This window comes from Candidatus Fukatsuia endosymbiont of Tuberolachnus salignus, from assembly GCF_964030845.1.
GTDB lineage: Bacteria > Pseudomonadota > Gammaproteobacteria > Enterobacterales > Enterobacteriaceae > Fukatsuia > Fukatsuia symbiotica.
In genome coordinates this window covers 1,726,800-1,740,976 of record NZ_OZ034983.1, presented here as the reverse complement: position 1 = coordinate 1,740,976, position 14,177 = coordinate 1,726,800, and the positions used below count along the sequence as shown (strand labels likewise).

Annotated in this window: 12 protein-coding genes and 3 pseudogenes; 8 read left to right on the top strand and 7 right to left on the bottom strand. The window is 43.5% G+C overall.

The annotated features are described in order from the left end of the window. Position 1 precedes the first annotated feature (1 nt). From AAHH42_RS08455 to AAHH42_RS08440, 4 genes and pseudogenes are all read left to right on the top strand, one after another. Positions 2-245: pseudogene (locus AAHH42_RS08455) on the top strand (type I secretion system permease/ATPase); the annotation flags it as partial. A 170-nt stretch (positions 246-415) separates the two neighbouring features. Then, positions 416-2,287 (top strand): annotated as a pseudogene (locus AAHH42_RS08450) (type I secretion system permease/ATPase); the annotation flags it as partial. Between the two features lie 576 nt (positions 2,288-2,863). Further along, a complete protein-coding gene (locus tag AAHH42_RS08445; RefSeq protein ID WP_072549566.1) occupies positions 2,864-3,298 on the top strand; it encodes a CesT family type III secretion system chaperone in 435 nt (144 codons plus the stop codon). 99 nt (positions 3,299-3,397) lie between these two features. Beyond that, positions 3,398-3,670 carry a hypothetical protein gene (locus AAHH42_RS08440; RefSeq protein WP_072549565.1) on the top strand — a complete coding sequence of 91 codons (273 nt, stop codon included), beginning with the start codon at positions 3,398-3,400 and terminating at the stop codon, positions 3,668-3,670. 153 nt (positions 3,671-3,823) lie between these two features. Here the strand turns inward: AAHH42_RS08440 and AAHH42_RS08435 are convergent, their stop codons facing one another. Further along, on the bottom strand, positions 3,824-4,678 hold the full coding sequence (locus tag AAHH42_RS08435) for a PA4780 family RIO1-like protein kinase (RefSeq protein ID WP_342220904.1): 855 nt from the start codon (positions 4,676-4,678) through the stop codon (positions 3,824-3,826). A 612-nt stretch (positions 4,679-5,290) separates the two neighbouring features. Between AAHH42_RS08435 and AAHH42_RS08430 the strand changes: the two genes are divergently transcribed. Further along, complete coding sequence (locus AAHH42_RS08430; protein WP_072549563.1) at positions 5,291-6,682, top strand: amino acid permease; 1,392 nt, start codon at positions 5,291-5,293, stop codon at positions 6,680-6,682. A gap of 83 nt (positions 6,683-6,765) precedes the next feature. Here the strand turns inward: AAHH42_RS08430 and AAHH42_RS08425 are convergent. Continuing rightward, positions 6,766-6,960, bottom strand: a pseudogene (locus tag AAHH42_RS08425) (lipid IV(A) palmitoyltransferase PagP); the annotation flags it as partial. A gap of 380 nt (positions 6,961-7,340) precedes the next feature. Between AAHH42_RS08425 and AAHH42_RS08420 the strand changes: the two are divergent. Further along, the gene (locus AAHH42_RS08420) at positions 7,341-7,457 is read left to right on the top strand and encodes a DUF2627 domain-containing protein (RefSeq protein WP_072549629.1); all 117 of its coding nucleotides are present in this window, start codon (positions 7,341-7,343) and stop codon (positions 7,455-7,457) included. A 42-nt stretch (positions 7,458-7,499) separates the two neighbouring features. Beyond that, positions 7,500-7,709: a transcription antiterminator/RNA stability regulator CspE gene (cspE, locus tag AAHH42_RS08415; RefSeq protein ID WP_072549561.1), complete on the top strand. Its 210-nt coding sequence runs from the start codon at positions 7,500-7,502 to the stop codon at positions 7,707-7,709. 65 nt (positions 7,710-7,774) lie between these two features. Here cspE and AAHH42_RS08410 read toward each other — a convergent pair whose 3' ends face one another. The 5 genes from AAHH42_RS08410 to pabB all read right to left on the bottom strand — a co-directional run bounded on the left by AAHH42_RS08410 (position 7,775) and on the right by pabB (position 13,764). Further along, complete coding sequence (locus AAHH42_RS08410; protein WP_342220903.1) at positions 7,775-8,635, bottom strand: PTS mannose transporter subunit IID; 861 nt, start codon at positions 8,633-8,635, stop codon at positions 7,775-7,777. Between the two features lie 234 nt (positions 8,636-8,869). Then, positions 8,870-9,664 (bottom strand): PTS mannose/fructose/sorbose transporter subunit IIC, encoded by a 795-nt coding sequence (locus tag AAHH42_RS08405; RefSeq protein ID WP_119797453.1) that lies wholly within the window; start codon positions 9,662-9,664, stop codon positions 8,870-8,872. 37 nt (positions 9,665-9,701) lie between these two features. Then, positions 9,702-10,664 (bottom strand): PTS mannose transporter subunit IIAB, encoded by a 963-nt coding sequence (manX, locus tag AAHH42_RS08400; protein WP_072549558.1) that lies wholly within the window; start codon positions 10,662-10,664, stop codon positions 9,702-9,704. 77 nt (positions 10,665-10,741) lie between these two features. After that, positions 10,742-12,106 (bottom strand): L-serine ammonia-lyase, encoded by a 1,365-nt coding sequence (locus tag AAHH42_RS08395; protein WP_342222040.1) that lies wholly within the window; start codon positions 12,104-12,106, stop codon positions 10,742-10,744. Positions 12,107-12,402: 296 nt separating this feature from the next. Then, positions 12,403-13,764: an aminodeoxychorismate synthase component 1 gene (gene pabB / locus AAHH42_RS08390; protein ID WP_342220902.1), complete on the bottom strand. Its 1,362-nt coding sequence runs from the start codon at positions 13,762-13,764 to the stop codon at positions 12,403-12,405. Positions 13,765-13,838: 74 nt separating this feature from the next. Between pabB and AAHH42_RS08385 the strand changes: the two genes are divergently transcribed. Then, complete coding sequence (locus tag AAHH42_RS08385; RefSeq protein WP_072549555.1) at positions 13,839-14,171, top strand: DMT family transporter; 333 nt, start codon at positions 13,839-13,841, stop codon at positions 14,169-14,171. The last annotated feature ends 6 nt before the right edge of the window (positions 14,172-14,177 follow it).

The following is a 14,177-nucleotide window of genomic DNA, read 5'->3' as shown; positions in this document are numbered from 1 at the left end:
TATGGCGGAATATCAACAAAAAATCATTCAACCTCTGGAGGCTCTGGCGCGCGCGGCGGCGTGTTTTGATTTAGCCATTGAACCCTCTCAGTTACAACATCGATTGGGATTACCGATCGATGAAATCGATGATATCGCCATTTGTCGTTGTGCAGCCTGGATTGGGCTACGCGCTCGCAGGATCACACAAAAATTTGATCGACTCAGCACCTTGCCGCTACCTGTGATGTTTTCCCATCAAGCTGAGAGTACCATCCATGAACAATCTGATCAGCACGCTAACGATTCATTCGCACATTTACTCAGCCATAAAATCGGTGAGGTAGCCGCTCATATACCCGGCGATGAGCCTAATCGGCAGCTCGGTCATTTGCTTGCTGCACAAGCTGATCAAAAAAAGACTCATGCAGAAAAACAATGGTATTTGCTGTTAACACTCAATGATGAGCACGCCGTGGTCTATTTTCCTGCTAGTGGCGAACAGCGGCAAATAGCACGTGATGAATTGCACCAATTGTGGCAAGGCGAAGCGATATTATTGGCTCGAGCGGAAAAACAGGCCACCGCGCCTGCTTTTGGTTTTGGTTGGTTTATTCCGTTGATTGTTAAGCATGGTCGCCAGTTACGCAATATTGTTTTGATCTCGCTATTGTTGCAGGCGATACTTTTAGTCACACCCATGTTGTTTGAAACTGTGATTGATAAGGTATTGGTCAGTCGTGGTATCGATAGCTTGATAGTATTAGGGATAGCGATGGTGGCATTAGCGATCGCTGAGCCCTGTTATACCTTTTTACGTGGCTGGCTATTTTCGAATCTTTCTACCCGGGTAGGGGCAGAATTGAATACCAAGCTTTATCGGCATTTACTGAGTTTGCCACTGAATTATTTTACCAGTAGGCAGACAGGGCAGACTATTGCCAGAGTCAGTGAGATGGAGCAAATTCGCAGCTTTCTGACAGGTTCAGCATTGACCATGTTGTTAGATTTAGTCTTTGTCGGCACCTTTATCACGGTGATGTTTTACTACAGTGTGCCACTAACGGGGATCGTATTGATCTCGTTGGTGTGTTATCTCCTATTTTGGTTTTCAGTGGGGGGTATATTGCGTAAACGGGTTGAGCGTGAATACGAAGCCAGCGCGAGTGCCACCTCTTTTCTTACTGAAGCGGTCAGCGGCCTGGAAACCATTAAAACCACCGCCACTGAAGGTCAATTTAACCGCCAGTGGCGACAATGCTTAGCGAATTTTGTGCGTTCAGCGTTCAGTACTTCACAAGCGGGTAACTTGGCGGGGCAAGGGATTTCTTTAATCCACAAGATCACGTCAGCCATGTTATTGTGGTTTGGTGTGCAGTTAACGTTAGAAGGCAAACTTTCACCGGGTGAATTAGTCGCCTTCAATATGTTCGCGGGTTATGTGACTCAGCCGATATTGCGATTGGCTCAGGTTTGGCAAGATTTTCAGCATACGCAAATTGCGCTCAAACGTATCGGTAGCATTCTTGATAGCCCGAGTGAACCGGGCAGTGCGGGGTTGGTTTCGGGTTGTGAAAGCGCGGGCAGTATTTGCTTTAAACAAGTGCGTTTTCGCTATCGCCCCGATATCCCTGAAGTGTTGCAAAATCTTAATCTAGACGTTAAAAGTGGAGAATTCATCGGCATTACGGGTCCTTCTGGCTGTGGTAAATCAACCTTGACCAAATTATTGCAACGGCTGTATACGCCCCAGCATGGGCAAATTTTGGTCGATGGCCAGGATCTGGCGATCACGGATCCGACATCACTACGACGCAAAATGAGTGTTGTCCTGCAGGAAAGTGTGTTGTTTTCTGGCACGGTGCAAGAAAACATCTGTCAGTGTCGCCCTGATGCGGAATTAGAACTGGTTGAAGAGATGGCACGTCAGGCAGGTGCACATGATTTTATTAGCGCGTTACCGCAAGGATACCAAACACAAGTCGGTGAGAAAGGTGAAATGCTTTCCGGTGGTCAGCGCCAGCGTATTGCCTTGGCACGTGCTTTAATGGCTAATCCACAAATTTTAATTTTGGATGAAGCCACCAGTGCCCTGGATTATGAATCAGAGGCGGCGATTATGCGCCAATTACCCGTGATCACCCGTAATCGAACGGTGATTTGTATTGCGCATCGTTTAAATACTTTACAGGGTTGTGATCGCATTTTGTTGTTACGTGACGGTGTTGTGCAAGAACAGGGAACACATGATGAGCTCGTTACCCGAAAGGGGCATTATGCCCGTTTATGGCATCTGCAAACCGGCTAAGGGATATACAAACACGCCATTATAATTTTAATCTTGCTGCCATGAAGCCCTCAAAGATAACTTCTTAGACTTCTTGTAAAACCTACTGCGTGGCGCGAATTTTGCGTTACGTGGTGCTCGCAATCCTCATATTGCATGTACGCGGTCGCGGTGCTTCAGGTGTCTTGACTTCGCGGCCTTCGCTATGGTTTTGCAAGAAGTCTAATAGTGTTAAGAACCTGTTCGAAATCTGTTGTGCTCGCCACATTTTGGTCAAGTAATTCGTCAAAAACGCGCTCAACATGCTCATTTACTCCCTTTCGTTATATACAAAGGGTCACTGCGCTTTTGCGCCCATTTTTTCCTCTTCTGAGCACAGCGAAAAAGATTTGGAATAGGCTATAATAAGTTAAATTAAATAGCATAATAATTAAAACACCTTGAATAAATGAAGATAATTAATAATTGACATAGTTATTTATCTTCATTAAGGATAACTCATAGGAAAATTTAAATAATGATAATGTTATCGATAGTAAAAAAATAATATTTAAAGTAATATATTTCACGTTAATAACGCAAAGAAGGATATATCATATGATGACTAATTTTCCTGATGCCGTACAACAATTATTTCGTCGCCTTTCACTTGAGGAGCCAAAGGATAATTCTGGTCTTGTCAGCCTGAAAGTGGGTGAGCAGGGGATCCATATTACAGAGTATCCGAAGAATAAGATCTTGATGTTTTGCCATATTGATCAGGCAAAAATTGATGGTATACCTGTATTATTCCAGCAAAATATGTTCAGCGAAATTTCATTAAAACCGATCCTGGCACAGGAAGATGTTAACCATGACTGGGTGTTGTGGAATCGGCAAGATCTTAATAAAAGTAGCGTGGAAAGTTTATATCAACAGCTTGAATTATTAAGTTATTCTAGCGACCAGATTTTATCTGGTGATGTGACAGCAGGAAAAAAAATACCATCACAAGGTATGACAATGAGTACCAGACATTGGTACCAAAGTTAGAAGTAAATAGCCGGAAATTTTATCATTACTAATAAAGTTTTATTTTATATAATTTGAATATTTTATTTAATATTAACCATACATTAGGGGATAAGAAATATGAGTATAGCAGCCGTAGCAATGTCAACTTTAGTCAAACCTATCGAAAATTCTGTGATAAGTACTTCTGCACAGATCGGTGGGAAAACCGTTACCAATTTAGTAAATGATGGTAAGGGATGGGATATGCTAAAAAATGTTGCGGAGAAGGCTGGAAAAAATATTCTAGAAAAGGCCGTTGGTTCTCTAGAGAAGGCCGCCGTAAAGGTACTTGATTATCTTGAGAAGAAATTCATGAGCTGGATTTCTAGTTGGGGCACACCCGCGAGTTAATATATTTACTGTAAAAAATCTGAATGTAAAATAACGAATAATTTTTTGTCACATTCAGGAAAAAATCATTAAAATGCAATAACATACGAGATGAGCGTGTCTGACATAGCACGCTCATTTTTTACTTTCTGTGCTCAGTTAATTGATAACAAATCAATCGTAGTCTTGTGACTGTGATATGCGTTGGCGCTCTTCTTCTTCAGCAATGACTGCTTTAATTTCTGCCATCAAAGCACCCACGTCAGCAGTTTTAGTGTCTTCTACAAAACAACCGGTTAATTGAGTCTCAGGATGTAATTTTCCATCCTGGTATAACGCCCACATTTCTTTGGCGTCTTTACGAGCGAGCAACTCTGGAGCAAAGTGACCATAAAAAAGGGTTAAATTATTGACATCTCTTTCTAGCATGGATTTTGCGTGGTTATTGGCTGCGGCATTGACGACCTGAGGTAAATCGATAATAACTGGACCGTTACTGTCGATTAGTATATTAAATTCAGAAAGATCACCATGAACTAACCCGCAGCACAACATGCGTACTACCGATTGGATCATAACGCCATAGTCGGCAGTGGCTTGTTCGGTGGTCAGGAAAACATCGCTTAAGCGTGGTGCTGCCAGGCCCGCTTCATCGGTAATCAGTTCCATCAGTAAAACACCATCAATACAGCCATAAGGTTGGGGGACTCGAACACCGGCGCTAGCGAGCAGGTAGAGCGCATCGACTTCGGCTGTTTGCCAGGTTTCTTCTTGTTGTTTTCGACCAAATTTAGATCCTTTAGCCATCGCTCGTGCGCTACGGCTATTACGCACTTTGCGCCCCTCTTTATATTGTACAGCTTGTTTGAAGCTGCGGTCTTCTGCCTCTTTGTAGACTTTTGCGCAACGGATCTCAGAACCACAGCGGACGACATAGACGTCGGCCTCTTTGCCGCTTTTTAATCGGCGGATGACTTCATCAACCAAGCCATCGTCAACCAGAGGTTGGATTCGTTTTGGAATTTTCATGGCGCCTTTGTACCTTAATTTAAGCCTGGGATGGAATGGTTTTGGTTGAATTTTTCCTAAGTTTACCATCCTCAATGTATTCTGAAGGGTATTTTAGTGTGAAAAATAAGGATCGACATCAATAATTAGTAATGCCGACGAATTATAAATCTAAATGATTATAGATGTCATTTCTTTACATCAGATTGATAGATAAGGAGAGAAAGGAGAGATGAGCCAATTTACTTGGATTATATTAGTGGTAAAGAAGTCCATTCATGCTTGCTTTCAGGGATTTTATTGCAAGGTGGTGATTTGTGATAGTGACTATCATAAAAAAGATAACGTTACTATTGGAATTTGTGCCATTACTGATATTCTTCGTGATGGATAGTAGCAAAGAGTTATTTCCTAAAAGTTAGTCTCGCTTAGAACCTGTTCCCAATCTTTTTCGCTGTGTTCAGACGAGGAAAAAATGGGCGAAAGAGCGCAGTTTACATAAAGTAAATGAGCATTTTGAGCGCGTTTTTGACGAATTACTTGACCAAAACACGGCGAGCACAAGAGATTTCGAACAGGTTCTAAGGCTAGGTTGCCACTTTGGAGATTTATTGATCGCGGTGTGAGGGTACAATGGAACAGCAATTACAGGATTTAACACTAAAACGTGGATTAAAAAATCGGCATATTCAACTTATTGCTTTGGGTGGTGCCATTGGTACGGGGCTATTTCTTGGTATCGCACAAACGATCAAGATGGCTGGTCCGTCAGTACTTTTGGGGTATGCGATCGGGGGTCTTATCGCTTTTTTGATTATGCGTCAATTAGGTGAAATGGTTGTCGAAGAACCAGTATCAGGATCATTTAGCCATTTTGCCTATAAATATTGGGGTAATTTTGCTGGTTTTTTATCTGGCTGGAATTATTGGGCGATGTTTATTTTGGTCGGCATGGCTGAGCTAACTGCGGTGGGTATTTATATCCAGTATTGGTGGCCTGAAATACCGACTTGGGTTTCTGCCGCCGCTTTTTTTGTACTGATTAATCTAATTAATTTGATTAATGTGCGCCTGTATGGTGAAACTGAATTTTGGTTCGCGATGATTAAGGTTATGGCGATCATTGGTATGATTTTTTTTGGTGGCTACCTATTAATCTTTGGTTACGGTGGACCTACTGCGTCGATCACTAACCTATGGGATCAGGGCGGGTTTCTGCCACATGGTGTCAGTGGATTAGTGATGGCGATGGCGATTATCATGTTTTCTTTTGGTGGTCTGGAGATGGTGGGGATGACTGCTGCAGAAGCAGAGAACCCACGCAGTAGTATTCCTAAAGCCGTCAATCAGGTAGTTTATCGTATTCTTATCTTTTATATTGGTTCGCTGACGGTACTGTTATCGCTTTATCCTTGGACTAAAGTGATTGAAGGAGGTAGTCCTTTTGTGATGATTTTTCACGAACTGGATAGTTTCTGGGTGGCGACGATCCTGAATGTGGTGGTATTGACTGCGGCGTTATCGGTATATAACAGCGGGGTTTACTGTAATAGTCGAATGCTGTTTAGTCTTGCTGCGAGAGGGAATGCTCCGAAAGTGCTAGCAAGGGTGAACAAACATGGGGTTCCGGTTTTATCTGTGTTGTTTTCAGCGTTGGCAACGTCTGTCGGCGTCTTGATTAATTATCTGATCCCAGGTAAGGCATTTGAGTTACTTATGGCGTTGGTGGTATCGACGCTGGTGATTAACTGGCTGATGATTTGCTTGGCACACCTGAAATTCCGTAAGGCAAAAATACGCGAGGGTGTCGAGCCTGGTTTTAAAGCAATTTGTTATCCTTATGGTAATTATATTTGCCTCGTTTTTCTTGCGTTGATTTTAGTGATCATGTATTTGACCGAAGGTATTCGTATTTCAGTGCTGCTGATACCTTTATGGGTGGGGGCATTGTGGTGTGGTTTCCTGCTGACAGGATGTAAGGATAAAAATAGGTTTACGACAATTAAGGATCCTGATGGGGTTTAATTAAACAAGGTCACTTGTTAACCGTAGAGTGGGTTCTCTATCTAATGTCAAGCAGATAGCCTGTTTGGGTTATCTGCTTTAGGTTAAAGTTGCCAACGTATCCAGGTAAACAAAACATTACCATTGTTATAACTGCCTGGAATATAAGTAGTTTGTAATGAAAATTTGTTATATTCGATGGAAAAAAGCGGTAATGGTAGAGGTAGAGGAATATAACGAAATTCGTGGCGGGCGGTAATACTCGCAGTAAAGCCAAAACCAAAACGCCAGCCATTGACTCCTTCCGGAACCCACATTTCAAGGCTTGTCTATCAGGTATATTCCTAAGCTGAGGTGTGTTGTTCAATTATGATCTTTAAAGCTAGGGGGGTCTAATTTTTTTATCATAGAGCTTAAGAAATATCATTTTTTGTCGAACTATATAGTGGTAGGTTTTTAAGTGGATGTAGTAGAAAATTCAATATACCCATTAAGGCTAATAATTAGCTAGACTATTAAAATAGACTGGACATCCGACAAGATGTAGTCTATTTATACATTGTTTTGAGTTGGCGGTATTAAAATATGTACGACAGGAATGCGGATGATTAAAATAGCTTGCCAACGTATTAAGAGTATGTAATAACGATCACGGGTAAAACGAGGTGAATTTCTGTATATATGTGGCATTTTCAGTAAAGAAGTTCTGAGTAAAAGCGTTATCGTTGGATATCTTTTCTCTGTTGATCTTTATCTTAGTGTCTCAAACAGTAACGACTCAAGTTTGTCTATTTAAATGCCTACGGGCGAACGAAACAATCCAAAGGAAATACTCAAGATGGCAAAGATAAAAGGTCAAGTTAAGTGGTTCAACGAGTCTAAGGGGTTTGGTTTTATTACGCCAGATGATGGCAGTAAAGATGTGTTTGTACACTTCTCTGCAATTCAGGGTAACGGGTTTAAAACTTTAGCGGAAGGCCAGAAGGTAGAATTTGAGATCCAGGATGGGCAGAAAGGCCCTTCCGCAGCAAATGTTTATGCTGTCTGAATCGGCTGTAAACCCGCCATTGGGCGGGTTTTTTTAAAGTATTCGTGTGGTGTCATGTTGGCTTATTAAGCAGCGAGAAACCCCGCCCAGTAACCAAAGATACCAATGGCAAAAAACCCCACGATGATCCACAATGCATTAATTTTTCGGCGTAACAACCACATACAAAAGAAAGTTAATAGCAGTGGGACAAGACCCGGCATTAGTTGATCTAGGATGGTTTGTACCGTGGTGATTTTGTTTTGGCCGTTTTGATCGGCAATGTTAGAGATGACAATCGGTATATCGAGGTGCGCCCATTTGTTAACCAAAGCACCCATAATAAATAAACCGAGGATGGAAGCCCCTTCGGTCAATTTTTTTAACAAGCCCCCGTCGATATCATTAACAATGTTAATTCCTTTTTTGTAACCATAGGTTATACCGTAGTAGAGAGTCAGTAAACGTAAAAAATTAAAGAGAACAAAGAAGAGTATCGGTCCAAGTAAACTTGCTGTCATCGCTATACCGGCACCAAGGGCGGCAAATATTGGACGTACCGTTCCCCAGAAAATCGGGTCTCCCACCCCTGCCAAAGGTCCCATCAAACCAACCTTGATACTGTTTATCGCTGCATCGTCGATGGGAGCGCCATTCGCCCGTTGTTCTTCCATCGCGAGTGTGACACCGAGTACCGGTGCTGCTACATAAGGATGGGTATTGAAGAATTCAAGATGACGTTTGATCGCCTGTTTGCGTTCTTCTGAATTTTCGGGATACAGGCGTCGGATTGCCGGTACCATGGAAAAACAGAAACCCAGTGCTTGCATACGTTCGAAGTTCCACGACCCTTGAAAAAGGTTCGCACGTAGGATAACGCCACGTATATCGCCAGGGGTAAGTTTTTTTTCACTCATATCACTATTTGTCGTGACTGTGTCAACCATTTGTTATCTCCTTTGCTTAATCGACTTCTAAGAACCTGTTCGAAACCTCTTGTGCTCGCTGATACTTCGTCAAAAACGCGCTCAAAATGCTCATTTATTCTCTGTAAACTGCGATTTTTCTCGCGTTTTTTCCTCGTCTGAGCGTCACTCAAGAAGATTTGGAACAGGTTCTTAGAACCTATTCCAAATTTCTTGCCTCGACTCCATACCCCTCGCGACGGTTTTGCAAGAAGTTTAATCTAATTCATTATCAAGCGGATCCGCCACGGCAGATTGTTTTCCCTGAGATTGATTATATTTCGGACTGAGCTGAATATAGAGAATAGCCATGACGACACCAATGATACCTAATGCAACCAAATTAAATTGGGTAAAGGCAGCAGTGACGAAACCTAAATAAAAGAACGGCATTAGATAACCTGCACGCATCATGTTGATGACCATTGCGTAGCCCACTACGACAATGATACCTCCCGCTATATTAAGCCCACCGGTGATAACGGGGGGAATAGAATGGAGTAATGATTGAACCTGAGCTGTGCCGATGGATAAAGCGACGATCGACGCCGGGATAGCGACCCGCATGGCTTGCAAAAATAATGCGGCAATATGCAAGCCGGTGATCGTCCTTAAGCTTCCCCGCCTTGCAGCACTGTCGGCGGCGTGTTGAAAGGCAACGGTAAGAGTACGAAAAATAATGGTTAATACTTGACCCGCTGCCGCCAGAGGAATGGCTAACGCAATACCTGCACCGATACTTTGTCCTCCTTTGATCACTAAAATAGTGGAAATAATGGAGGCCATAGCGGCATCTGGTGCCATAGCGGCACCGATATTCATCCAGCCCAGGGCGATCATTTCCAAAGTACCACCGACGATGATCCCTGTTTTGAGATCACCGAGAACCAGACCCATCAAGGTACAGGCGATAAGTGGGCGGTGAAACTGGAATTCATCCAGAATGGATCCCATTCCTGCAATAGATGCAACGATAAATATCAGCACAATCTGGAGGGTTGTGATCTCCATGTTATTGCTCCTTGTTATTTAATTTTCGAACAGGTTTTTAGGGCTTCACAAGGGGTCTAATTAACGCCATCATGCTAAGCCGATTATCTGCAGGAACTTTGCGAACTTCCAGTTCAATGCCACGCTTATCTAATTCAGTGAAAGCGTCGATATCCCTTTGATCGAGAGAAATGGCATTGGTGACCTGGTGTTTGCCTTGACGAAAAGCCATCCCACCCACATTGACAGATTTGATATCCACACCCTCAGAAACTAAACGGAGCACATCACTGGGATCAGTAAACAGTAGCATGACCCGGTCATTAGCATACTTGGCATTGTTATAAACCCGAACTGCTTTGGCGAGGTTAACCACATGTGCGCTAACACCAGGGGGAGCAACTTGTTTTAGTAAGGTTTTACGGAGTTGATCCTTATCGACCTCATCACTAATGACGATAATACGGCTAACATGAGTTTCTTTTGTCCAACCGGTTGCAACCTGACCATGAATTAACCGGTCATCAATGCGTACTAGCGTAAGCGTCATACGACCTGTGCTTGACGGGGAAACAAGAGGTGTTTTAATTGTATCCAATGGGAGCGTCTGAGGGTGATCGACGGGTTTCCTGTGTGACGCTCGTATGCTATCTCGACCGGTTTTTAGCGCGATGTCAACTAATTCATCAAAAGAGAGTTGATCATCACGTGCCATAAAAATTTCAGTTAGCATCGGAATGTTAATCCCGGCGATAACTTCATGATTTTCTTTATTAGCGATGAAACGACTGGCCGCATTGAAAGGGCTGCCACCCCAGGTATCAACCAGGAACAGAACACCGGTATTGGTATCCAGTTTGGTCAATTGTTGTTGGTATTTTTTAATTAATGTTTCGCTATTTTCACCAGGGACAAAGTTGACAAAAGCAATATTTTTTTGTCCACCTACCAGCATTTCTGCGCTTTTCAGTAACTGCTCAGCGGCTGCCCCGTGTGTGCTAATAATAATCGCTATGCTCACTGACTACCTCCGTGTCAACGCCATTGGAACCTACTCGAAATTTATTACGTTCATGTGGTGAATCTGGGAGTGGGGGGTTAACTGCATTGAACCTTGATGGCTAAACCGCCACGGGAGGTCTCGCGGTATTTCGCATTCATATCTTTACCGGTTGCGAACATGGTTTCGATCACTTTGTCGAGTGACACCTTTGGCTCGCTGGTACGACGTATTGCCATCCGTGCGGAGTTAATTGCTTTTACCGAGGCAATGGCATTACGTTCGATACAGGGTACTTGTACTTGACCGGCGACGGGATCACATGTCAGCCCAAGATTATGTTCCATGCCGATCTCAGCTGCAATACACACCTGAACGGGGCTGGCACCTAGGATTTCAGCGAGGCCCGCCGCTGCCATTGAACAGGCGACGCCAACTTCACCTTGACAACCTACTTCCGCACCCGAAATCGAGGCATTCATTTTATATAAAATACCGATAGCGCCGGATGCAAGAAAGTAACGGATAAATATTTCTGGTGTGACGGATTCAATAAAGTGATCATAATAGGCCAATACGGCCGGGATAATGCCGCAGGCGCCGTTGGTCGGCGCGGTTACCACGCGTCCTCCTGCTGCGTTTTCTTCGTTGACCGCCAAGGCAAACATATTGACCCAGTCAATGACATCCATTGGGTCATTGGAGTTTTTATTGGAGGAAGCTAACATCCGCTGTAATGCGGCCGCTCGGCGAGGGACACGTAATGGGCCTGGCAATATACCTTCGGTTTTGATACCGCGGTTGATACAAGTTCGCATGGTTTGCCAGATATGGGTAAAATAGGTTTCAATTTCGGTTTCGCTGTGCATTGCTAGTTCGTTTTTTTTCACCATACCGGATAGGGATGTCCCAATTTGCCTGCAGTTAGCCAGTATTTCTTCAGCAGAGTTGAACGGGTAGGGCACGGTAATGGTATTTGCCTCTTTTTTGCCAAAATGTTCTTCATCGACGATAAAACCGCCACCGATAGAATAATAAGTTTTGCTGTATACTTTTTTACTGTCAGCAAAAGCGTGGATTTTCATTCCATTTTCATGCAGGGGCAAGTTAGTATTATGGAAAATCATGCCGCCTTGACGGGGGAAGTCCACCCAGTGTTCTCCGTTGGCTAATGGCAAACGTTGCGATAATTCCAGATCGCTGATAAAAGCCGGAATGCTGTCTATTTCAACAGTATCAGGCATATTGCCCGCCAAGCCCATAATGATGGCGATATCAGTGTGATGGCCTTTTCCAGTTAATGACAGCGATCCGTAAACTTCCACGGTTATCACGGTAATTGAAGAGATAAGCCCCTTACTGATCAGTTGGTCTACAAACTGTTTACCGGCTTTCATCGGCCCAACGGTATGTGAACTGGATGGGCCTATGCCGATCTTAAACATGTCGAAAACACTAATCATACTAAAATTCCTTAATTGCCTATCTAGCACCGTTTCCATTTTAGCTGATGAATTGCTCAATGATGACATAATCAATTACAATTTTTAAAAAATTGTAACTTGATCACAGATGTTAAGCGCAGGATTGGGATCCTGCTCAAGATATACCCTTCGCCTTTCAAGTTACGGCGGCGTTGGCTGCTCGCACTCATCCCTGTCATGTACTCCCTGTACACGCCTGCGATTCGATTGATGGCCGCCTTGCCGTAACTCGAAATTCATTGGGTATAGAATAAGAAAGGTGAGGGGGGATCAGGTTAAGTGACATTGCTGAGTTGCGGTAGGATGCGTGCTACCTTATCTAAGGTTTCCTGGTATTCTGCCTGTTCCTCACTATCAACGATAACCGCTCCGCCCACCGAGCAGTGAATTTTGTTGCGCTCTGTCAATAGGGTGCGAATGGTAATATTGCTATCCATGGTGCCGCAAAAGCTGACATAGCCAATGTTGCCACAATAGATATTACGACGATGAGGTTCCAGCTGTTCGATAATCTGCATCGCTCTAACTTTAGGTGCACCGGTGATCGATCCACCGGGGAAACAGGCACGTAACAGATCAGTGGCGTGGTATTTTGACGGCAGTGTTGCTGTGATGGTGCTGACCAAATGATGAACGGCGGGAAAGGACTCGACAACAAACAGCTCGGGTACTTGGACACTGCCTGGTTGTGCTACCCGCCCGATATCGTTACGTAACAGATCGACAATCATTAGATTTTCTGCTCGATCTTTGGGTGAAACTGCTAAGCGAGCAGCTTGCTGTTTATCTTGTTTTTCATCAGCTAATCGAGGCAGAGTTCCCTTAATCGGACGGGTTTGAATCTGTTTATTTCTTAAATATAAAAAACGTTCTGGCGACATACTGATAACGGTCTGCTGTGGCAGACGGATAAAAGCTGAAAAGGGCGCTTTATTGATCTGGCTCAGGTGTAAAAAAGCTTGCCACTCATTACCTTGATAGTCAGTGCTGAAACGTTGCGCCAGATTGACTTGATAACAGTCACCACTACGTAAGTATTCCTGTATTTGATGAAATTTTTCTCCATATTGCTGACGTGACATATTCGTTTGCCACGGAGAGGTTAATTGGAAGGGCTGATGAGATGTCGGTTTTTGCTGTTCCAGCCATTTTTGCCGCTGCTCAATGTCACCGTGGCACACTAACGTCAGTTGCTTTTCTTTATGATCGGCAATTAAAGCCCAATCGTATAAACCGATAGCCATATCTGGTAATTCGATATCTTGCTTTGCTATTACGGGCAACCGTTCAATTCGACGTCCCAGATCGTAACCGAATAACCCTAGGGCACCACCAAGAAAAGGTAAATCTGCATGTGTTGTTGTATTTAAATTCAATTTATCCAATTGCTGCTGTAACAGCAGAAAAGGATCGGCGTTGCTGTGCTCAACCATCCCCATCCCAATTCTACGGATAATTTCAGTTTCCTGTCCACGGGTGGTCAAAGTAACGCGCGGATCAGCCACCAGAATGTCAAAACGACTATGAGGATGTTCAGCAAAACCGGAGTGTAACAACATCGCCCAGGCACGGTCGGAGAGGGACGAGAAACAGCGGAGTAGGGCATCAGGTTGATAGCTTAATTGTTTAAAATTCATTATGCTTATATTTGTGTACGTTGGGTTGTTATTTAATAAACCATAACTGTAGTTTGTATACAATGGGAAATACTATGATTACGTTTATATGGTTGGCTATGGCGATAGTAGCTGAAGTGGTTGCTACTACCATGTTGAAAGCTTCCGAAGGTTTTACTCGTTTGATACCATCGATATTTGTTGTCCTAGGGTACGGTATTGCTTTCTGGGGGTTGTCGCAAGTTGTAAAAACTATCCCCTTAGGCATTGCTTATGCCATTTGGTCGGGTTTAGGCGTGGTGTTAATTTCAGTTGCCGCTGTCTTTTTGTATCAACAAAAACTTGACTGGGCGGCGATGCTTGGCATGACACTGATTATCTCTGGAGTATTAGTCATTAGTCTTCTGTCGAAAACCACGGGGCATTGATGCCCA